Here is a 20535-nt window from a genome sequence, read left to right as displayed (position 1 = left end):
GGCCGTGGGACAGCTCATCGCGGACGGACAGCTGCGCGTCGGCCTGATCGGCGCCGGCCCGTGGGCCACGACGATCCACGCACCCGGACTGGCCGATCACCCCGGCACCGCCCTGACCGCGGTCTGGGCCCGGCGGCCCGAGGCCGCGCAAGCGCTTGCGGACACGCACTGCGCGGCCACCGCCGGCAGCGTCGAGGAGCTGTTCGAGCAGGTGGACGCGGTCGCGTTCGCCGTTCCGCCGTCGATCCAAGCCGAGCTGGCCGTGCGCGCGGCCGAAGCCGGGAAGCACCTGATCCTGGAGAAGCCGATCGCCGCCGACCTGGCCGGGGCGCAGCGGCTGGCCGACGCCGTCGCGGCCGCGGACGTCGCCGCGCTGGTCGTGCTGACCCTGCGGTACTCCGCGCAGACCCAGGAGTGGCTCGCCGGCCTCGCCCAGGCGGGTGGCTGGGCGGGCGGTGGCGCGCGCTGGCTGTCCGGCGCGCTGCTCGGCGGCCAGTACGCCGCTTCGGAATGGCGGCAGGACGACGGCGGCGCGCTGTTCGACATCGGCCCGCACGCGCTCGACATGCTGGACGCCGCGCTCGGGCCGATCATCGAGGTCGTGGCGGCCCGGCAGAGCCCCGGCGACCTTTGGCACCTGATGCTCGCGCACGAAGGCGGTGTGGTCAGCACCGCGACGCTCTCGCTGCGGCTGCCGGTGCAGCCGACCGTCGTCGAAGTCGCCGTCTGGGGCGAGCACGGATACCGGACGCTGGGGCGCAAACCGGGCTCGGCGCAGGAGTCCTACACCGCGTTGCTGGACGACTTCGCCGCCATGATCGCGAGCGGCACCACCACTCACCCGTGTGACGTCCGGCGTGGTCTGCACCTCCAGAAACTGCTCGAACAGGCCCGCGCGCTCGCCGAGTAGTACACAGGCCCGGCACGCGGATTTACGTTGTGAAGTAAGGCTTCTCCTGGAACTCCCCGAATTCATCCACAGGGTTGTCCACAATCTCCACTGTGGACAGTGCACGTCCTGACCGAACCACGGGAAGACAAACGCCGCCACCGGAAAGATCACCGAATAGTGCGGTGCCCTCGGACTGCCGAGTCGATCTTGCGGTGCGAAGGTGAATTCGCATGGAGGGGTTCCAAGAGAGGACGCGCATGGAAGCGCTGCTTCGCGCCTTCTGGGGGATGATTCCGATTTCGGCGATCGCACTGCCGTACGCGCTGCTGGGGTGGCCACTGCTCGCGGCCCGCCGCCGGCGGAGACTCCCGGCCCGCTTCGCGACCGCGACGGCCGCCGTCGACTGCGCCGCCGCACTCCTGGCCTTTCTGGTGTTCTGCCTGGTCATCATGCCGGTCGGCGGCTCCTCCGAGAGCACGCTCGACCTCGTTCCCGGTTCCGACGTCACCGCGGCTTTCGCCGACGACGGTTCGCTCTGGCAGGTGACCGGCAACGTCCTGCTGCTGTGCCCGCTCGGCGCGTTGCTGCCGTTGCGGGTCCGCCGGCTGCGCACGCTGCTGCGCGTCGCGCTGGCCGCGTTGCTCGCGTCCGTGCTGGTGGAAGGCACGCAATATCTGATCCACTGCGGCCGGGTCACCTCGGCCGACGACGTCCTGCTCAACACCGCGGGCGCGACGCTCGGTGCCGCGTTGAGCCGTCGCGGGTGGCGTGCCCTGGACCCGCCGCCCCCGGTGACCGTTCCCGCGCAACGGCGGCGGATCTGCGAGTCGCCCACGCTCCGGATGCGCGTGCCGCGCTCGGTCTGGGACACGCGTTACGCGGCCATCGCGCACCCGGAACGCCAGTAATCCGGTTGCGGCCCGTGCGAAGCTGGAGGCGAAGAGCCCCTTCGAGTCAAGGAATGACCGCCTATGCCTGGCGCCGCTCTCGGCGTCGGCCCCCGCTAGGCCCGACGCCCAGCGACCTGCCCGCAAGCCCGCTTCCGAGGGCTGCGGTTCCTTGACGTGCTTTTCGAAAGGCTCACATGTCCGCCATTCAGGCCTATGTCCGCAAGACGGCACCGCGCGGCCGCGACACCGAGCGGGTCGGCCCGTTCCTGGCCACCTTCTCGCCCGGCACCACGCACCCGATGCTCAACTACGCGATCCCGGACGACGGCGCGCGGCCGACGCCGTCCGAGATCGACGCCCTGACCGAGGCGTACCGGCGGCGGGACCTGCTCCCGCGGCTGGAGTACTTCACCGACGTCGCTCCCGACCTGGAGAAGCTGCTGGTCGACGCGGGGTACGGGCTCGAACGCCGGGTGCCGCTGATGACGTGCACCCCGGACGGCAGGGTCGACAAGCCGGCGCCGGCCGGGATCCGGCTGCGTGCCCCGGAGTCCGGCGAGGACTTCCGGCGCATGCGGTCGGCGCAGTACACGGCGTTCGGCGCACCCGCGGAGATCGGCGACGACGAGGTCGAGCAGCTGAAGACGAGCGGACGGCACCTCCTCGCGGAAGCCGGCGGCGTCGTCGTCGGCGGTGGGGTCGCGCTCGAGGTCGTCGACGGCACCACCGAGGTCGCCGGGATCGCCGTGCTCGAGCCGTACCGCGGCCGCGGGATCGCCGCGGCGCTCACCGCGAGGCTCACGCGCGAAGCACACGAGGCCGGTGCGCACACGGCGTTCCTCACCCCCGGTGACCTGGGGATCGGGAACGTCTACGCCCGCGTCGGCTACCAGCCGGCCGGGGAATGCGTGCACCTGTCGCTGAGCTAATCGTCGAAGCGGCCGGAGCGGCCACGCTTCACGTCGCTCCGGCGCTTCTTCGACGCCAGGCGGCGCTCCTTCGAACCCCGCGAGGGCTTCGTCGGGCGCCGCTTGGCGGGCGGCGGCGCCGACGCGTCGAGCAGCAGGTTCGCGAGCCGGCCGCGTGCTGCTTCGCGGTTCTGCAGCTGGGAGCGGTGTTCGCTGGCCGCGATCGTCAGGACGCCGTCGACCAGCCGCGATCCGAGCCCGGCCAGGACCCGGTCACGCAGGTACTCGGGGATCGACGGCGACGCGGCGACGTCGAAAGACAGTTCGACGCGCGAGTCCGTGGTGTTCACGCCCTGCCCGCCCGGGCCGGACGAGCGCGAAAAGCGCTCGCTCAACTCGGCTCCCGGGATCGTGAACCGGGAGCCGATCACCACGTCTTCGGCTGCCACGTCAACCAGTGTGACAGCCGCGATCAACCACGTTTCTAGAAGCGCGGGTGGTCACCCGAGAGCACCGCGCGCGGGCCGTCGACGTCGCCGGCGGGCTGGACGTCGCCCAGGATCCACGCGGGAACGTGCCGCGCGGTCAGCATGGCCAGCGCGCGGTCGACGTCTTCGGCGCCGACGATCGCGACCATGCCCACGCCCATGTTGAACGTCTTCTCCAGCTCGGCCCGCTCGACCTTGCCGCGCTGGCCGATCAGGGCGAACACCGGCGCCGGCGTCCAGGTGCCGCGCTCGAGGCGGGCGACCAGGCCGCGCGGCATGACGCGGGCCAGGTTGGCCTCCAGGCCACCGCCGGTGATGTGCGCGAACGTCCGGACCTCGGTCTCGGCGGCGAGCGCCAGGCAGTCCTTCGCGTAGATCCGCGTCGGCTCCAGCATCTCCTCGCCCAGGGTGCGGCCGAACTCCTCGACGTGCCCGCCGAGCGGCATCCGCGCGATGTCGAGCAGCACGTGCCGGGCCAGGGAGTACCCGTTCGAGTGCAATCCGGACGAGCCGAGGGCCAGCACGACGTCACCCGGACGGACCTTTTCCGGCGAAAGCAGTTGCGAAGCCTCGACCACGCCGACGCCGGTGGCCGACATGTCGTAGTCGTGCTCGCCCATCAGGCCCGGGTGCTCGGCGGTCTCGCCGCCCAGCAGCGCGCAGCCCGCCTGGACGCAGCCCTCGGCGATGCCGCCGACCAGCGCGGCGATCTTCTCCGGGTGCACCTTGCCGACGGCGATGTAGTCCTGCAGGAACAGCGGCTCGGCGCCGGTCACGACCAGGTCGTCGACCACCATGGCGACCAGGTCGATGCCGACGGTGTCGTGCTTGTCCAGCGCCTGCGCGACCGCGATCTTGGTGCCGACGCCGTCGGTCGAGGACGCGAGCACCGGCTCCTTCCACTTGTCGAGCTTCAGGGAGAAGAGCCCGGCGAAGCCGCCGACGCCGCCGAGGACCTCGGGCCGCGTGGCCCGCTCGGCGTGCGGCTTGAGCAGCTCGACGGCTTGGTCGCCGGCGTCGATGCTGACCCCGGCGGCGGCGTACGTGGCGCTCGTGGACTCGCTCACGGTGGACGGACTCCCTACTGGAAGGAACTCAGGGACGCCGGACGGCGTCTTCGGCACCGTACCCGGCGGGGCTGACCGGGGTCGCCGCGCCATTGACCGAGTCGAGGCTTTCGAGCAGGTGCTTCCCGATCAGCGCGTCCTCCGGCAGCGGGATCGGGTACTCGCCGGAGAAGCACGCCGTGCACAGCCGCGACTTCGGCTGTTCCGCCGCCGCGACCAGGCCGTCCAGGGAAATGTAACCCAGGGAGTCGGCGCCGATCGAGCGCCGGATGCCGTCGAGGTCGACGCCGTTCGCGACCAGCTCGGCGCGCGAGGCGAAGTCGATGCCGTAGAAGCACGGCCAGCGCACGGGCGGCGACGCGATCCGGACGTGCACCTCGAGCGCGCCGGCCTCGCGCAGCATCCGGACCAGCGCGCGCTGGGTGTTGCCGCGGACGATCGAGTCGTCCACCACGACCAGGCGCTTGCCGCGGATGACGTCGCGCAGCGGGTTCAGCTTGAGCCGGATGCCGAGCTGGCGGATGGTCTGCGACGGCTGGATGAACGTGCGCCCGACGTAGGCGTTCTTCACCAGGCCGGTGCCGTAGGGGATGCCCGAGCCCTGCGCGTAGCCGATCGCGGCCGGCGTGCCGGACTCCGGCACGGGCATGACGAGGTCGGCCTCGACCGGCTGCTCCTTGGCCAGCCGGCGGCCGATCTCGACGCGGGTGGCGTGCACGCCGCGGCCGGCGATCGTGGTGTCCGGGCGCGCGAGGTAGACGTACTCGAAGACGCAGCCCTTGGGGTCCGGGTTCGCGAACCGCGAAGAACGCAGGCCCGCGGCGTCGATCGCGATGAGCTCGCCCGGCTCGACCTCGCGGACGAAGGACGCGCCGACGATGTCGAGGCCCGCCGTCTCGCTGGAGACGACCCAGCCGCGCTCGAGCCGGCCGAGCACCAGCGGGTGCACCCCGTGCGGGTCACGCGCCGCGTAGAGCGTGTTCTCGTCGGAGAACACCAGGCAGAAGGCGCCCTTCAAGGTGGGCAGCAGGTCCATCGCGGCGGCTTCGATGCCCTTGTCCGCGGCGTTCGCGGCGAGCAGCCCGCAGATCAGGTCCGAGTCGCTGGACGAGCCGGTCAGGCCCGCGTGCGGCTTGAGCCCGGCCTCGATGGTGCGTTCGCGCAGCTCGGCCGTGTTGACGAGGTTGCCGTTGTGCGCGAAGGAAAGGCCGCTGCCGGTCTCGGTGGTGCGGAAGATCGGCTGGGCGTTCTCCCAGATGGTCGCGCCGGTGGTCGAGTACCGGCAGTGCCCGACGGCGATGTGGCCCTGCAGCGACTGCAGGATCTGCTCGTCGAACACCTGGCTGACCAGGCCGAGGTCCTTGAAGACCACGATCTGCGAGCCGTCGGAGACGGAGATGCCGGCGGCCTCCTGCCCGCGGTGCTGCAGGGCGTAGAGGCCGTAGTAGGTCAGCTTCGCGACTTCTTCCCCGGGAGCCCAGACGCCGAAGACGCCACACTCCTCACGGGGTTCCGGTTCGGGCTGGTCGGACACGAGCTGCGGGTCGGAAACCACCGAGGAGCTCCTGGGAAGACGTGGTCAGGCCGGTTTTCAGTGTAGACGGTGCGGACATGAGTCAGGCCCCGCCCGACGTGGTACTGACCACTTCGGACAGGGCCTGAAGTCTTCATCGCTAGCAGGCATCCGGTAGGGAGAGCATCTCCGTGAGCACCTGCGCGCCTTCCCCGCGGCGGCGCCACAACCAGCGCTCCGGCTCGAGGATGTTCTCCTCGGTGCCGGGCATCCGGGTCGCCACGACGTCGTCTTCGGCGTTGAGCCGGACCACGTCCACCACGTCGTCGTGCACCCGCACGCCGACGACGGCGAGGACCTCGCCGCGCTCGTCGGCGGGGTGGACGAACTGGTAGCCGCGGGCCACCAGTTCCTGCAGACCGGTCTCGATGTCGAAAACGGGGGCGACGGCCTCAGCCGAGGACATCGTCGAACTCACCGTCCTTGGCGCCGGCCAGGAAGGCCGCCATTTCCGCACGCGTGTAGACGAGCGCCGGGCCGGTCGGGAAGCGCGAGTTGCGCATCGCGATCTCACCGCTGGACAGCGGCGCGACCTCGACGCAGTTGCCGACGGCACCGCTGTAGCTCGCCTTGCGCCACTCGGCACCGGACAGCCGGTCGGCCGGGATGCCGTTCTCGAATCGCTCAGCCATGGTCCACCTCTCGATGCGGAAAAGCTTCCAGGGCGTTGCATCTGCATGTGCATTTGCCCGCGTATCGGAGGCTAGCACGTGTGCTTGCAGCGGTAAATGCACGTGCAGAATTTTGTGCAAAGTTCTCGGACGGTAAAGAATCACCAGGCCACGGTTAACCTATCGGGTGATAGATAGCGGCCCGGATGGCTCAGCTGCTACTGCGGGTTACCGCTCAGTGGGGTCACGGCGGGGAGAGCCGGACGGTTCACCGGGACCGGTTCCGGCGCTCAGATCTCCGCGCGCCGCTTGGCGAGCAACGCGCGGCTGCGCTCCGGCGTCTCCGCGTCGACCGCCAGCATGTCCAGCGCCCGGCTGTACTTCTCGATCTCTTCGCGCTTTTCGATGTAGTGCGCGCCGGTCAGGTACTCGACGTACGCGATGTTCGGCAGTTCCGGCTCGCCGAACCGCAGCAGCGAAAACGCGTGCTCGGCCGACAGCCCGCTTCGCGAAAACGGCAGGACCTGCACCGACACGTGCGGCAGCGCGCTCATCTCCAGCAGGTATTCGATCTGCTGCTTGAGCACCTTCATCCCGCCGATCGGGCGGAACAGCACCGACTCGTCGAGCACCATCCACACCCGGGGCGCGTCCGGCCTGCTGAACATCTTCTGGCGCCGCATGCGCAGCGCGACCAGCTGGTCGACGCGCTCGTCGGCCATCTCCGGGCGGCCGTGGCTGAAGATCGCCCGCGCGTACGGCTCGATCTGGAGCAGGCCCGAGACGTACAGCGGCTCCCAGATCTGGATTCGAGCCGCGGCCTCTTCGAGGCCGACGAGGTCGGTGAACCAGTTCGGCATCGTGTCGCCGAAGCGGCGCCACCAGCCGGGCTCGTTCGACTGCTTGACCATGTCGAGGAACGTCTGGCGCTCGGTCGCGTCCTCGACGCCGTACATCGTGAGCAGGTCGGTGACGTCGCGTTCCTTGAACCCGACGCGGCCCAGTTCGAGGCGGCTGATCTTGGATTCGGACCCGCGGATGTTGTAACCGGCCTGCTGACGGGTGATGCCGGCCTCTTCGCGGAGTCGGCGAAGCTGCGAGCCCAGGATCATGCGGCGCGCCGTGGGGCCGATGTTCTGTTCACCTGCGGACGCGTTCACCGCGTTCATTCCCGGACCTTCCGCGCTCACGTCACCAGGGGGTTCTAGCCCGACTACCGAAAGTACACGTTGGGCCGTCCTGCGCAAAGAGGTGACCCGGTTTACCGCATGCGTGTGGAGTCCTACTCTACGTAGAGTACGAGACTTTCGACACAGAACTTGCGAGGTTCAAGATGCCCGACGCCGCGACCCGGACCGAACGAGTTCCCGTGGGGGTCGACCCGACCCGAGCGAGCATCGCGCGCGTGTACGACGCCTTCCTGCTCGGGAAGGACAACTACGAAATCGACCGGGAGGTCCTGCACAAGGTGCAGCAGGCCGCACCGGAGGCGCAGGACCTCGCGTTCGAGAACCGGGGTTTCCTCATCCGGGCGTGCCGCTTCCTCGCCAGCCAGACCGGCATCACCCAGTTCCTCGACCTCGGGTCCGGCCTGCCGACCGCGGAGAACACGCACCAGGTCGTCCAGCGGATCAACCCGGAGACCAAGGTCGTCTACGTCGACAACGACCCCGTGGTCCTCGCGCACGGCCGGGCGCTGCTGGAGGAGAACGAGCACACGCACTTCGTCGCCGAGGACATCTTCGAGCCGCAGCGGATCCTCGAGAACGAGATCGTCCGCGAGCACATCGACTTCACCCAGCCGCTCGTGCTGCTGCAGATGGGCACGCTGCACCACTTCAAGGGCGACGCCGACCGGCCGAAGGAGATCATGAAGGAGTACGTCGACGCGCTGCCGTCCGGCTCCTTCGTCGGGCTCAGCCACTTCTTCGACCCCGAGAACGAGGACTCCGCGACCGCGCGCCGCATGGAGGACTTCTTCGTGCACAGCCCGATGGGCTCCGGCACGTTCCGGACGCAGAAGGAGATCGAGGAACTCTTCCCCGGCCTCGAACTGGTCGACCCGGGCGTGACGCTGTGCGCCGACTGGTGGCCGGACGGCCCGCGCCTGAAGGAGCTCAACGTCGCGCAGCGGACGATCGCCGGAGCCGTCGGCCGCAAGCCGTAGCGAGGCCGGCCGGTCAGAGCTGGACGATCGGCAGCCAGTGGGAAAGGTCGGCCCGGGTGCCCGACGCGGACACCCGGCCGTCCGCCACGGCCGTGGTCCAGTCCAGCCGGCCGGTGGCCAGTTCGAGCCACGTGCGCGGGTCGGTCTCGACCACGTTCGGCGGGGTGCCGCGGGTGTGCCGCGGGCCCTCCACGCACTGCACCGCCGCGAACGGCGGCACGCGGACTTCGACCGTGCGGCCCGGCGCGTCGGCCGCGAGCGCGCGCAGGCTGAGGCGGACCGCCGCGGCCAGTTCCGGCCGCGCGGGATCGGGCGCGTCGCCCTGCAGCCACGGGGAAATCGCCAGCACCGCCGCACGTAACTGTCCGGGGTCGACCGAACGCGAAGAGGCCATGGGCAAACAGTAGAGTGGCGCACCAAGACTCTTCAGGGACACCCGACAACGCAGGGATGGCGATGGCGCAGCGGGACGAGGCGGATCGGATGGTTTCGCAGCAGCCCACCGGAAGCGGGGCCGATCGCCCCGGCAAGCACAGCAAGCCCAACCGCGCCGCGCGCCGCGGCGGGCAGCAGGCCCGGCGCTCCGGCAAGCACGGCACGCCCGAGATCACCGCGGACATGCGCGCGAACGCCCGCGCCAACCCCAACAGCTGGCTCTACGTCATCGACGAGGCCTTCGACCCGAACGGCCCGGTGCCGTCGTGGGCGGTCGTCGGCGCGTACCCGGTGAACGGCGCCGGCGACGTCGTCGCGGACTTCCACGCCAACGACCGCTACCGCCCGTCGCCCAAGGCGCTCGGCTTCCCGGAGCCGACGAACGACCTGGAGCACATGCTGCAGCTCGTCCGCACCGAGCACCGGCCGCCGTCGGACCTGCCGAAGGTCGTCCTCGACGCGACGCTGTTCGTCTACGCGATGTCGCCGGTGCAGCGCACGGTGATCGGCTTCCACAACACCGACGGCCGCGTCATGGTGCCCGCCTACACGCGCAAGGCGCTGGTGCCGCGCGAGTGGCCGCACGCGCGCGCGGTGCTCGGGCGCGACATCGTCAGCCTGCTCGGCGGTCACCCCGTCGCGGTGAACCCGCACGACCTGATCACCGCCGTCGTGCCGGCCGAGCACCTCCTGAAGGCGCTGGCCGACGAACCGCGCTGACCTGCGGGTTTAACCCCATCGAGTGACCACCCGAGTCGCCAATCCGGCGACTCGGGTGCATCGTGAGACTGGAAAAGTCTGACGAGACCGGTGGGGTGCATGAGGGTGAAACGTACGCTGCTGCCCTTCGCCGTCGCCGCTCTGCTCGTCGCCGGGCAGACGCCGGCAACGGCCGACGACATCTACGAAGGCGCCGAAAACCACTTCGCCGGTTCGCAGATCGCCAAGGTCGAAGGCGTCGACGCGGCGCCCGGCGTGCTGTACGGCGGCGACGACGAGCAGCTCGGCCACGACGTCAGCGGGCACCAGGGCCCGGTCGACTGGCCCGGCGCCGCGCGGACCGGCGCGAAGTTCGTCTACGTCAAGGCGACCGAGGGCACCGGGTTCGTCAACCCGCAGTTCGCCCAGCAGTACAACGGTTCCTACAACGCGGGGCTGATCCGCGGCGCCTACCACTTCGCCCGGCCGGACATCTCCGACGGCGCGTCGCAGGCGCGCTACTTCCTCGCCCACGGCGGCGGCTGGTCGGCCGACGGGAAGACGCTGCCGGGCGCGCTCGACGCGGAGTACAACCCCTACGGCGAAACCTGCTACGGCAAGGACGCGGCCGGGATGTCCCGCTGGATCAGCGACTTCTCCGAGACCTACCGCGCGGCCACCGGGCGCTACCCGACGATCTACACGTCGACGAGCTGGTGGAAGCGCTGCACCGCGAACAACTCCGGCTTCGGCGGCAACCCGCTGTGGATCGCCCGCTACAACACCTTCATCGGCGAGCTGCCCGCTTCCTGGAGCATCCACACGATCTGGCAGTTCGCCGACCGCGGCAGCCTGCCCGGCGACCAGAACTGGTTCAACGGCTCGGCCGACCGGCTGCGCGCCCTCGCGCTGGGCTGACCGGGCGGGGTCACGAATTATAGGTGTTAACCGGTCACCGGTTGACGACCGTCTTCCCGGGAAAATCACCCACACGTATACCCAATTTCACGGAACTGAGTGACAAACGCCACTTCGTCCCCAACAATCGTGCACGGGCGGCTACCTGCAGTAAGCCGCCCTCAGCGAGGGTATCTGTGAAGGGATTCAACGATGTCCACTTCCCGAAGAAGGCGGCTGTTCACCGCCCTGGTCGTCCCCGCCACGCTGCTCCTGCTCGGCAGCACGGCCCAGGCGGCGACCTTCTCCCCCGAGGCCGACCCCGTGTCCGCGATCAACGCGGACATCGCGCAGCACAACCACGAACTGGGGTCGCAGATCCGGCGCGTCGAAGGCGACAAGTCGACTCCGGACACGCAGAAGGCGGCGCAGCAGCCGCAGCCCGCCCAGGCCATCCCGGGCCAGGTGCTGGCCACGGTGGCCGGCATGGACGTCGCCAGCTACCAGGGCAACGTCGACTGGGCGAACTGGTGGAACCAGGGCAAGCGGTTCGTCTGGACCAAGGCCACGGAGAGCACCAGCTACACCAACCCGTACTTCGCGCAGCAGTACAACGGCTCCTACAACCAGGGCTTCATCCGCGGCGCCTACCACTTCGCCACCCCGAACACCGCGAGCGGCGCGGCGCAGGCCCGGTACTTCGTCGCCCACGGCGGCGGCTGGTCGAAGGACGGCAGGACGCTGCCCGGCGCGCTGGACATGGAGTACAACCCGTACGGCGCGACCTGCTACGGGCTGAGCAAAGCGGGGATGACGTCGTGGATCCTCGACTTCCACGACACCTACCACTCCCTGACCGGCCGCTACCCGGTGATCTACACGTCGACGAGCTGGTGGAGCAGCTGCGTGAGCGGTGACTTCTCCAGCACGGCCCCGCTGTGGGTCGCGCGGTACTCGTCGTCGGTCGGCACCCTGCCCTACAACTGGGGCTTCTACACCGTCTGGCAGTACACCTCGAGCCCGCTCGACCAGGACACCTTCAACGGTGCCTACGACCGGCTCCAGGCGCTCGCCAACGGCTGATCCACTCCACCGGCTCCCGGATCGTGACGACTTCGCGTCCTCACGCCCGGGAGCCGGTTTCATGCCGTACCGTCCGAGCTTGCAGAATGCTGCTCACCACGTCCTGGGGGAACCGAACAGGCCTTGCGGACGTCGGAAGCGCACGAACACCCAGCGCCCGGAAGGCATGAAAGATGACGTACCCGCCTCAGCCGGGCCAGCCCGGCCAGCCCGACCCGTACGGCCAGCAGCCGCAGTCCGGCGGCTTCCAGCAGCCGTACCCGCAGCAGGGTGGGTGGGACCCCAACCAGCAGCAACAGCCGTACCCGACGCAGCAGTACCCGCAGGGCTTCGACCCGAGCCAGCAGCAGCAGGGCTACCCCTCGGGCGGGTTCCCGCAGACCCCGCAGCCGCAGTGGGGTGACCCGAACGCGCAGCAGCAGCAGGGCTGGGGCGACCCGAACGCGCAGCAGCAGTCGGCGTGGGCGGACCCGAACGCGCAGCAGTACGGCCAGCAGGCCTGGGACCCGAACCAGGGCGGCCAGATGGCGGGCTGGGACCAGTCCGGGGGCTACGGCCAGGGCTTCGGCGGGCCGCCGGCGCCGCCGAAGCAGGGCAAGACCGGGATGTGGATCGCGATCGGCGCCGTCGTGGTGGTGGTGCTGGCCGTCCTGGGCATCACCGGCTTCGTCGCGCCGGGCTTCTTCCTGTCGAAGGACGACAACAACAACGTCGCGGCGCCGCCGTCGACGAGCACGTCGGCCAAGCCGACGGCGCCGAAGTCGACCACGAAGAAGACCCCGACGTCGACCAGCAAGCCGCCGTCGTCCGGTGGTGGCGCGGACGCCAAGGTCGTGCTGCAGGGCTTCATCGACAAGCTGAACGCGGGCGACAACGCGGGCGCGCTCGCGCTGGGCTGCTCGGACTCGAAGGACCTGCTCGACTCGTGGCTCAAGACGTTCCTCAAGCCGCCGCTGCAGCTGACGCTCGGCGACGTGCCGGACGACGAGTTCCTCGTCGAGGGCCAGGTCACCGGGACGTCCGCGGGCAAGAACGTCAAGGGCACGCTGAGCGCGACGAACTTCGACGACAAGGGCTTCTGCGTCAGCACGATGCTGGTTTCCTGACCCGGTGAAGCTGTGGCGATCACCGCTGGCGTGGACGTTCCTCGCGTCGGTGGTCCTGCTGGCGGGCGTCGGCGGCTGGTTGCTGACCGACCCCGCCACCAGCCGCAGCGAGGCGCTGAAGACGGGCGGCCTCGCCGGCGGCGCGATCGTGGCGCTGTACGCGCTGTGGCTGAACGACCGGCGCCGCCGCGTCGAGGAACGGCGCCAGGACATCGAGCGGCGCCGGCACGAACTGGAGGCCCAGCGCGCGGAGCAGGACCGCGAGCGGGTGGCCGACGAGCGGTTCGCGAAGGCCGTCGAGCTGCTGGGTCACGACGCGGACCAGGTGCGTGTCGGGGCGCTGCACGCGTTGGCGGGGTTGGCGCGGAGCCGGCCGTCGTACACGCAGACGGTGCTGGACGTGCTGTGTTCGTACCTGCGGCGCCCGTTTTCGCGCGGCGACGGCACCGTTCCGGACGTGGAACGCGAACTGACGGTCCGGCTCACGGCGCAGCGCCTGGTCACGGACCTGCTGCCCGCGCGGGACGCCGAAGGCCCGGTCTACGACCTTGATCTGACCGGCGCGACGCTCGAGTACTTCGACCTGTCGGGCAAGCTGATCGGCGGCCTGCTGCTGCGGTACGCGTCGCTGCACAGCAGCACCAACTTCAGCGGCTGCCGGTTCGCGGGCCGGGTGTACCTGACCTCGGCGGGCACCGGCTCGGGCCGGCTGCTGGGGTACTTCCGCTGCCGCGGCGCGGTGTTCGAGAGCCACGCGTGGTTCAGCGGAACGACTTTCGCCGAAGACGCCGACTTCACCGAGACGACGTTCGCGGGGAAGACGACGTTCAAGGACGCGACGTTCGCGAAGGACGCGGTGTTCTCGGGAGCGGTTGCGTCGTGCGAGCTGGACCTGCGGCGGACTTCTTTCGGCGGGCAGACGGACCTGCGGTTCGCTTCGCTGCCGGCGTCGGTTTCGTTGTACAACACGAAGGTGGCCGCCGAGAAGGATCTTCGGCTGCCGGCCGGCTGGACTGGCGAAGAACTGCGCGACGGGGAAGTGCGGATCGTCGCCGAGGCGGGCTGAGCAGCCCCCGTTTTCCACGCTAGCGGAGGGCACCGACAAAAGCCGGTGCCCTCCGGTCAGCTGTCCACAGGTCAGTCGAACAGGGCCGGGAGGGTGGACTCCCACGCCGTGCGCAGCTCGTCGAGCGTGAACTCCGTGATGCCCTGCAGCTCCAGCGTTCCCGACTCCGGGTCGACCACGCCGGTCTTGCGCCACGGCAGGCCGCGGGCCGTGCACATCTCGGTGAAGCGCAGCTCCTCCGTGCGCGGGACGGCCACCAGCACGCGGCCCGCCGACTCGGAGAACAGCTGGACGAACGGGTCCTCGTCCGCGTCGAGGAACACCCGGGCGCCGCACTGTCCGATGAGGACGGTCTCGACCAGGGTCTGGATCAGGCCGCCGTCGGAAAGGTCGTGGGCCGCCGAGATCATGCCGTCGCGGGAACCCGCCACGAGGATCTCGCCCAGCAGCTTTTCGCGGGCGAGGTCGACCTTCGGCGGGACGCCGCCGAGGTGGCCGTGGAGCTCGCGGGCCCACGCCGAACCGTCCAGCTCGTCGTGGGTTTCGCCCAGCAGCAGCAGGGTTTCGCCCGCCTCCGCGCCGATGCCGGTCGGGATGCGGCGGGTGACGTCGTCGATCACGCCGAGGACGCCGATCACCGGCGTCGGCAGAATCGCCGTCGAGCCCGTCTGGTTGAAGAAGCTGACGTTGCCGCCCGTCACCGGGATGCCGAGCTCGACGCAGCCGTCGGCGAGGCCGTGCACGGCCTGCTCGAACTGCCACATCACGCCCGGGTCCGTCGGCGCGCCGAAGTTCAGGCAGTCCGACACCGCGACCGGCGTCGCGCCACCCGTCGCGACGTTGCGGTACGCCTCCGCGAGCGCCAGTTGCGCGCCGCGGTACGGGTCGAGGTAGACGAACTTGCTGTTGCAGTCGGTCGCGACCGAGACGCCGCGGCCGGACGACTCGTCGATCCGGATCATGCCCGAGTCCGACGGCTGCGACAGCACGGAGTTCCCGCGCACGTACCGGTCGTACTGCGACGTCACCCACTCCTTCGACGCCTGGTTCGGCGAGGCGATGAGGTTGAGGACGTCCGCGCGCAGTTCGTCCGGAGTGGACGGACGCGGCAGCTTGTCCGACGTGTCGGCGATCAGGTCGTCCTGAGTGGACGGACGCTGGATCGGCCGGTCGTACACCGGGCCCTGGTGGGCGACCGTGTGCGCCGGGACGTCGACGACGACCTCGTCGTTCCAGGTGATGACCAGGTGCTCGCCGTCGGTGACCTCGCCGATGTCGGTGGCGATGACGTCCCACTTGCGGCAGACCGCCATGAACGCCTCGACGTTCTCCGGCGAGACGACGGCGCACATGCGCTCCTGCGACTCGCTCGAGAGCACCTCGGCGGGCGTCATCCCGGTGGCGCGCAACGGAACGCGGTCGAGGTAGATGTGCATGCCGCCGTCACCGGCCGCGGCCAGCTCCGACGTCGCGCAGGACAGCCCGGCGCCGCCGAGGTCCTGGATGCCGACGACCAGCTTCTGCGCGAACAGCTCGAGGCAGCACTCGATGAGCACCTTCTCGGTGAACGGGTCGCCGACCTGGACGCTCGGGAGCTTCTTGCGGCCACCCGACGACTCGTCACCCGAGAAGGTGTCACTCGCCAGGACGGAAACGCCGCCGATGCCGTCGAGCCCGGTGCGGGCGCCGAACAGGATGATCTTGTTGCCGGTGCCGGACGCGAACGCCAGGTGCAGGTCTTCGACGCGCATCGCGCCGACGCACAGGGCGTTGACCAGTGGATTCCCGGAGTACGACGGGTCGAAGACGAGCTCGCCGCCGATGTTCGGCAGGCCGAGGCAGTTGCCGTAGCCGCCGACGCCGGCGACGACACCGGGCAGCACGCGCTTGGTGTCGGGGGCGTCGGCCGGGCCGAAGCGCAGCGCGTCGGAGACCGCGAGGGGCCGCGCGCCCATGGCCATGATGTCGCGCACGATGCCGCCGACGCCGGTCGCGGCGCCCTGGTACGGCTCCACATAGGACGGGTGGTTGTGGCTCTCCACCTTGAAGGTGACCGCCCAGCCTTCGCCGATGTCGACGACGCCCGCGTTCTCGCCGATGCCGGCCAGCATCTTGGCCTTCATCTCGTCGGTGGCGGTCTCCCCGAAGTAGCGGAGGTGCTTCTTGGAGGACTTGTAGGAGCAGTGCTCGCTCCACATCACCGAGTACATGGCCAGCTCGGCATCGGTGGGCCGGCGGCCGAGGATCTCCCGGATGCGGGCGTACTCGTCATCGGCGAGGCCCAGTTCCCGGTAGGGCTGGCTGTGGTCCGGGGTCGCCCCGGCGCGCTCGGTGGTGTCAACGGTGCTGGTCACGGTGTCCGTGTCAGGGTTCGCCACGGCCGCCAGGATACGGGTCGCACCCGGACGCTTCGGACGGTGGGCCCGCCGGGATCGAGCGGCCGCGAGGTGGGTGTGAGCGGGACGACACCGGGCGCGGCCCTGGGGACAACTCGGCCGTGTCCGGGCGCGCCTGGGGACAACTCGGGTGCGCGGGCCCGGAACTGTCGGTCCTCGCGGGTAACGTTGAAACCGGGGGTCCCCCCACGGCGGTGGGGTGTGGAAGACGGCGGCGGGTGTGGACAACGCGCCCGGCGGCGGGATGCGCGGATCCGGAATTGTCAGTCCCCACCGGTAACGTTGAAACCGGGGGTCCCCCGAGGGCCCGGGGTGCGGCGGCCGGCGTGCGCGCGCCGGAAAATCGGTCGCCTTACGCTGGTCGGCGGCTTACCGTCGGGAATCGTGCTTTCCGCCACTTATCCCTTTCCGCCGCTGCGGCTGCCCGCGCGGCCGAGTGCGAGCCGCTTCCTGCTCGCCGTGTTCCGGGCTCGGCTCGGCACGGTGCTGGGCGCCGCCGGGCTCGGTGTCGTCTGGGCGCTTCCCGGTGCCCTCGTGCCGCTGGTCATCGGGCAGGGCATCGGTGCCGTCAGCGCGCACGACGGCGATGCCGTCTGGCGCTGGGCGCTCGCCGCCGCCCTGCTCGGGGTGGTGCAGACGCTCACCGGGACCTGGCTGCACTTCCTCAACTACGGCCTCTGGCTGCACGGCGCGGGCTCGACCCAGCGGGCCGTCGCCGCGCACACCACCCGCGTCGGCGCCGGCCTGCGCGAACAGACCACCACCGGCAACCTCGTCGCGATCAGCACCACCGACATCAACCACATCGGCAACACCGTCGAGGTGACCGGCCGGGCGTTCGGCTCGTTGCTGGCGTTCGTCGTCGTCGCGATCTGGCTGATCTCGACGTCGCCGCTGCTCGGCGTGGTCGCGCTGGTCGGCGTACCGGTCGCGGTGCTCGGCATCGGGCCGCTGCTGGCGCCCCTGCAGAAGCGCAAGGCGAAGCAACGCGAGAAGCGCGGCGACGTCAACGCGCTCGGCGCGGACATCGTGTCCGGCCTGCGGATCCTGCGCGGCATCGGCGGCGAGCGGCGGTTCTTCGCCCGCTTCCACGAGACGAGCCAACGGGTCCGGCTGGCCGGTATCGAGGTCGGCAAGGCCGAAGCGTGGCTGGCCGCGGCCGAGATCGCGCTGCCCGGCCTGGTCACCGTGGTGATCACCTGGCTGGGCGCGCGGCTCGCCGTGTCCGGGGAGATCGGCGTCGGGCAGCTCGTGGCGTTCTACGGCGTCTCGGCGTTCCTCATCTGGCCGGTCACCGCCGCCACCGAGGCGGTCGGGTCGATCACGTCCGGCCTGGTCGCGGCGCGGAAGGTCGTGGCGCTGCTGGCGATCCGACCCAAGCTGGCGGACCCGGAGACGCCGGTCCGGCTGCCCGACGGGCCGCTGGAACTGGTCGACACCGAGTCCGGCGTGCGCGTCGCGGCCGGGCGGCTGACGGTCGTCGACTTCGGCGCCGACGGCGAAGCCGTGGCCGACCGGCTGGCCCGGTTCGCCGACCCGGCCGAAGGCGAAGAAGTGCTGGTCAACGACGTCCGGGCGGACCACGTCGCACTCGCGGAGCTGCGACGGCGGGTCGTCTACGCGCACAACCAGGACATCTGGTTCTCCGGCGTGCTGCGCGAGCAGCTGGCGCCGTCGCGGCCGGGCGACGTCGGGATCACCGAAGCGCTGTACGCGGCCGACGCCGACGACATCGTCGACGCGCTGCCCGACGGCGTCGACGAGGTGATCGGCGAGCGCGGGCGAGAGGTGTCCGGCGGCCAGCGGCAGCGGCTGAACCTGGCCCGCGCACTGGCGACGGACGCCGACGTACTCGTGCTGGACGAGCCGACGTCGGCGGTCGACGCGCACACGGAGGCACGCATCACCGAGCGCGTCGCGGCCCTGCGCCGCGGCAAGACGACGGTGGTGTTCAGCCAGAGTCCACTGTGGACACATGTGGCCGACGAGGTCTTCACCGCGAAGGGGGTGACGGTGTGAAACGGCTTCCCACGGCGTCCCGGCGCGACGTCCGGCGCTGGGCGCTGAAGACGGCGGTGTCCCACAAGCGCGAGTTCGGGCTGCTGCTCGGCGCGCTGTACGTGGCGACGCTGATCGGGCTGGCCGGGCCACAGCTGCTCGGCGCGCTGGTCGACGACGTCGCGGCCGGCACGACGACGGGTCACGTCGACGTGCTGGCGGCGGTGTTCGTCGGGATCCTGGTGCTGCAGGCGGTCGCGCGGAAGATCGCGCGGATGCGCGGCGCGGTGTTCGGTGAGCTGGTGCTGGCCGAGACGCGCGAGGAGTTCGTCGGGACGGCGCTGCGGCTGCCGCTCGGCACGGTCGAGGCGGCCGGCACCGGCGACCTGCTCAGCCGCGCCACCACCGACCTCGGCCGGATCGACCACGCGGCGCGGTTCGCGGCGCCGGAGATCCTGATCGCGGCGGTGACCGTGGTGTTCACGGTCGTCGCGATGGTGGTGACGTCTCCGCTGCTCTCGCTGGGCTTGCTGGTCGCGGTGCCGCTGCTGGTGCCCGTCAACGTCTGGTACCAGCGGCGGATCCCGTCGGTGATGCAGTGGATGCTGGACCGCTGGGCGGACCTGACGACCAGCGTCCACGAGACGGCGGAGGGCGCGCGCACGGTCGAGGCGCTCGGCCTCACCGAGCGGCGCGTCGACGCGGCGAACGACGCGCTGGACCAGAGCATCCTCGGCGAGCGGCGGATGCGGGCGCTGCAGCTGCGGTGGCTGCCGTCGCTGGAGATCAGCTACGTGCTGCCGCTGGCGGTCATGCTGCCGCTCGGGCTGCTCGCGTACACGCGCGGCTGGGCCGGGCTCGGCGAGATCACCACGATGCTGCTGTACGTCCAGGCGATGTCGGGGCCGCTGAACGAGGCGCTGTTCTGGCTGGAGGACCTGCAGGTCGCGGCGGCCGCGGCACGCCGGATCCGCGGCATCCACTCGGTGTCACTCGAGCAGTCGCCGAAGGTGACGGAGGTGCCGCGCGGGCGGGACATCGACGTCCACGGCGTCCGGTTCGCCTACACGGCCGACCGCGAGGTGCTGCACGGCATCGACCTGCGGGTGCCGCGCGGCGAGCGGCTGGCGATCGTCGGCCCGTCCGGCGCGGGCAAGTCGACGCTCGGCCGGCTGCTGGCGGGCATCGCGGCGCCGTCGGCGGGGTCGGTGCGCATCGGCGGCCAGGACGTCTCGGCGCTGGCCGACGACGTCCTGCGCGGCGAGGTTCTGCTGCTGACCCAGGAGCACCACGTGTTCTCGGGAACGCTGCGGCAGAACCTGGCGCTGCCGGCGCGTCGCGCGGGCGGCGACTGGACCGACGAGGAACTGCTGGCGGCGCTGGACTCGGCGGGCGCGGCGGAGTGGGTGGCGACGCTGCCGTCCGGGCTCGACACGAAGCTGGGCTCGGGCGAGCACCCGGTGCCGGCGGCGATCGCGCAGCAGCTGGCGCTGGCCCGCGTCGTGCTGGCCGATCCGCACACGCTGGTACTGGACGAGGCGACGTCGCTGCTGGACACGGGCTCGGCGCGCGACCTGGAGAAGTCGCTGAACAGCGTGTTGTCCGGGCGCACGGTGATCGCGATCGCCCACCGCCTGCACACGGCGGCAGCGGCGGACCGGGTCGCGGTGGTCGAGGACGGCCGGATCACGGAGCTGGGCCCGCACGCCTCGCTGCTGGCCGCGGGCGGCTCGTACGCACGTCTGGTGGCCGCGGCTTCGTAGTCCGGAATGTCCGGAGTGGCCGGGTGGTTGCTCCCCAGGTAGGCCGATCTTCTACCTGGGGAGTGCCATGTCGTTCGTGATGACCGCTTCGGAGCGCGAAGAGTTCCTGAGCGGGGTGCACGTGGGGGTGCTGGCGGTGGAGCGCGCCGGCCGGGCGCCGCTGGCGGTCCCGGTTTGGTACGACTACTCGCCCGGCGGCGAGGTCCTGATCTGGATGGAGCGCGACACGGTCAAGGACCGGGCGATCACCGCGGCCGGCCGGTTGAGCCTGGCGGTGCAGGACGAGAACCCGCCGTACAAGTACGTGACGGTCGAGGGCCCGGTGGTGGCGAACGACGAGCCCCCGACGCGCGAGCAGGCGCTGCGGATCGCGGGGCGGTACTGGCCTGAAGACCAGGCGAGGGCCTATGTCGACTCGGCGCTCGGGGAACGGTCGGTGCTGGTGCGGGTGCGGCCGGAGAAGTGGCTGTCGAACGACCAGAGCAAGAGCTGACCG

Annotated in this window: 20 protein-coding genes; 12 read left to right on the top strand and 8 right to left on the bottom strand. The window is 70.7% G+C overall.

Annotated features, from left to right (window positions below; genetic code table 11):
- Positions 1-4: 4 nt before the first annotated feature.
- The 3 genes from ACIQWX_RS07435 to ACIQWX_RS07425 all read left to right on the top strand — a co-directional run bounded on the left by ACIQWX_RS07435 (position 5) and on the right by ACIQWX_RS07425 (position 2711).
- Positions 5-910, top strand: a complete 906-nt coding sequence (locus ACIQWX_RS07435) for a Gfo/Idh/MocA family protein (protein WP_400866906.1) — start codon at positions 5-7, stop codon at positions 908-910.
- Between the two features lie 239 nt (positions 911-1149).
- A complete protein-coding gene (locus ACIQWX_RS07430; RefSeq protein ID WP_400869441.1) occupies positions 1150-1800 on the top strand; it encodes a VanZ family protein in 651 nt (216 codons plus the stop codon).
- 176 nt (positions 1801-1976) lie between these two features.
- On the top strand, positions 1977-2711 hold the full coding sequence (locus tag ACIQWX_RS07425; protein ID WP_400866903.1) for a GNAT family N-acetyltransferase: 735 nt from the start codon (positions 1977-1979) through the stop codon (positions 2709-2711).
- On the opposite strand, the gene arfB is transcribed toward ACIQWX_RS07425, so the two are convergent.
- From arfB to ACIQWX_RS07395, 6 genes are all read right to left on the bottom strand, one after another.
- Positions 2708-3124, bottom strand: coding sequence for an alternative ribosome rescue aminoacyl-tRNA hydrolase ArfB (gene arfB / locus ACIQWX_RS07420; RefSeq protein WP_400869439.1), 417 nt, complete (start codon positions 3122-3124; stop codon positions 2708-2710). The genes ACIQWX_RS07425 and arfB overlap by 4 nt on opposite strands.
- Before the next feature lie 50 nt (positions 3125-3174).
- On the bottom strand, positions 3175-4245 hold the full coding sequence (purM, locus tag ACIQWX_RS07415; RefSeq protein ID WP_400866901.1) for a phosphoribosylformylglycinamidine cyclo-ligase: 1071 nt from the start codon (positions 4243-4245) through the stop codon (positions 3175-3177).
- A 28-nt stretch (positions 4246-4273) separates the two neighbouring features.
- Positions 4274-5800 (bottom strand): amidophosphoribosyltransferase, encoded by a 1527-nt coding sequence (gene purF, locus ACIQWX_RS07410; protein ID WP_400866899.1) that lies wholly within the window; start codon positions 5798-5800, stop codon positions 4274-4276.
- A 118-nt stretch (positions 5801-5918) separates the two neighbouring features.
- Complete coding sequence (locus ACIQWX_RS07405; RefSeq protein WP_400866896.1) at positions 5919-6224, bottom strand: hypothetical protein; 306 nt, start codon at positions 6222-6224, stop codon at positions 5919-5921.
- Positions 6211-6450, bottom strand: coding sequence for a DUF397 domain-containing protein (locus tag ACIQWX_RS07400; protein ID WP_072475608.1), 240 nt, complete (start codon positions 6448-6450; stop codon positions 6211-6213). Before ACIQWX_RS07400 ends, ACIQWX_RS07405 begins: the two co-directional genes overlap by 14 nt.
- A gap of 269 nt (positions 6451-6719) precedes the next feature.
- Entirely contained in the window at positions 6720-7598 is an 879-nt protein-coding gene (locus ACIQWX_RS07395) for a helix-turn-helix domain-containing protein (RefSeq protein WP_400866893.1), read from the bottom strand.
- A gap of 200 nt (positions 7599-7798) precedes the next feature.
- Between ACIQWX_RS07395 and ACIQWX_RS07390 the strand changes: the two genes are divergently transcribed.
- Positions 7799-8596 carry an SAM-dependent methyltransferase gene (locus ACIQWX_RS07390; RefSeq protein ID WP_400866891.1) on the top strand — a complete coding sequence of 266 codons (798 nt, stop codon included), beginning with the start codon at positions 7799-7801 and terminating at the stop codon, positions 8594-8596.
- A gap of 13 nt (positions 8597-8609) precedes the next feature.
- On the opposite strand, the gene ACIQWX_RS07385 is transcribed toward ACIQWX_RS07390, so the two are convergent.
- Positions 8610-8990 (bottom strand): sterol carrier family protein, encoded by a 381-nt coding sequence (locus ACIQWX_RS07385; RefSeq protein ID WP_400866888.1) that lies wholly within the window; start codon positions 8988-8990, stop codon positions 8610-8612.
- Positions 8991-9046: 56 nt separating this feature from the next.
- Between ACIQWX_RS07385 and ACIQWX_RS07380 the strand changes: the two genes are divergently transcribed.
- The 5 genes from ACIQWX_RS07380 to ACIQWX_RS07360 all read left to right on the top strand — a co-directional run bounded on the left by ACIQWX_RS07380 (position 9047) and on the right by ACIQWX_RS07360 (position 13882).
- Positions 9047-9751 carry a type VII secretion system-associated protein gene (locus ACIQWX_RS07380; protein WP_400866885.1) on the top strand — a complete coding sequence of 235 codons (705 nt, stop codon included), beginning with the start codon at positions 9047-9049 and terminating at the stop codon, positions 9749-9751.
- A gap of 99 nt (positions 9752-9850) precedes the next feature.
- On the top strand, positions 9851-10648 hold the full coding sequence (locus tag ACIQWX_RS07375) for a lysozyme (protein WP_400866882.1): 798 nt from the start codon (positions 9851-9853) through the stop codon (positions 10646-10648).
- A gap of 192 nt (positions 10649-10840) precedes the next feature.
- A complete protein-coding gene (locus ACIQWX_RS07370; protein WP_400866880.1) occupies positions 10841-11710 on the top strand; it encodes a lysozyme in 870 nt (289 codons plus the stop codon).
- A gap of 173 nt (positions 11711-11883) precedes the next feature.
- Positions 11884-12816 carry a hypothetical protein gene (locus ACIQWX_RS07365; protein WP_400866877.1) on the top strand — a complete coding sequence of 311 codons (933 nt, stop codon included), beginning with the start codon at positions 11884-11886 and terminating at the stop codon, positions 12814-12816.
- Positions 12817-12820: 4 nt separating this feature from the next.
- Positions 12821-13882 carry a pentapeptide repeat-containing protein gene (locus ACIQWX_RS07360; protein ID WP_400866874.1) on the top strand — a complete coding sequence of 354 codons (1062 nt, stop codon included), beginning with the start codon at positions 12821-12823 and terminating at the stop codon, positions 13880-13882.
- A gap of 71 nt (positions 13883-13953) precedes the next feature.
- On the opposite strand, the gene purL is transcribed toward ACIQWX_RS07360, so the two are convergent.
- Positions 13954-16260 (bottom strand): phosphoribosylformylglycinamidine synthase subunit PurL, encoded by a 2307-nt coding sequence (gene purL / locus ACIQWX_RS07355; RefSeq protein WP_400866871.1) that lies wholly within the window; start codon positions 16258-16260, stop codon positions 13954-13956.
- A 402-nt stretch (positions 16261-16662) separates the two neighbouring features.
- Here purL and ACIQWX_RS07350 point away from each other — a divergent pair, with 402 nt between their 5' ends.
- The 3 genes from ACIQWX_RS07350 to ACIQWX_RS07340 all read left to right on the top strand — a co-directional run bounded on the left by ACIQWX_RS07350 (position 16663) and on the right by ACIQWX_RS07340 (position 20532).
- Complete coding sequence (locus tag ACIQWX_RS07350) at positions 16663-18297, top strand: ABC transporter ATP-binding protein (RefSeq protein WP_400866868.1); 1635 nt, start codon at positions 16663-16665, stop codon at positions 18295-18297.
- Positions 18294-20039, top strand: coding sequence for an ABC transporter ATP-binding protein (locus ACIQWX_RS07345; protein WP_400866866.1), 1746 nt, complete (start codon positions 18294-18296; stop codon positions 20037-20039). The genes ACIQWX_RS07350 and ACIQWX_RS07345 overlap by 4 nt, the downstream gene beginning before the upstream one ends.
- Positions 20040-20106: 67 nt before the next feature.
- Positions 20107-20532, top strand: a complete 426-nt coding sequence (locus ACIQWX_RS07340; protein ID WP_400866862.1) for a pyridoxamine 5'-phosphate oxidase family protein — start codon at positions 20107-20109, stop codon at positions 20530-20532.
- Positions 20533-20535: the final 3 nt, after the last annotated feature.

It is taken from the genome of Amycolatopsis sp. NPDC098790, from assembly GCF_044759945.1.
Classification (GTDB): Bacteria; Actinomycetota; Actinomycetes; order Mycobacteriales; family Pseudonocardiaceae; genus Amycolatopsis.
This window is presented reverse-complemented; position numbering and strand designations above follow the sequence as displayed.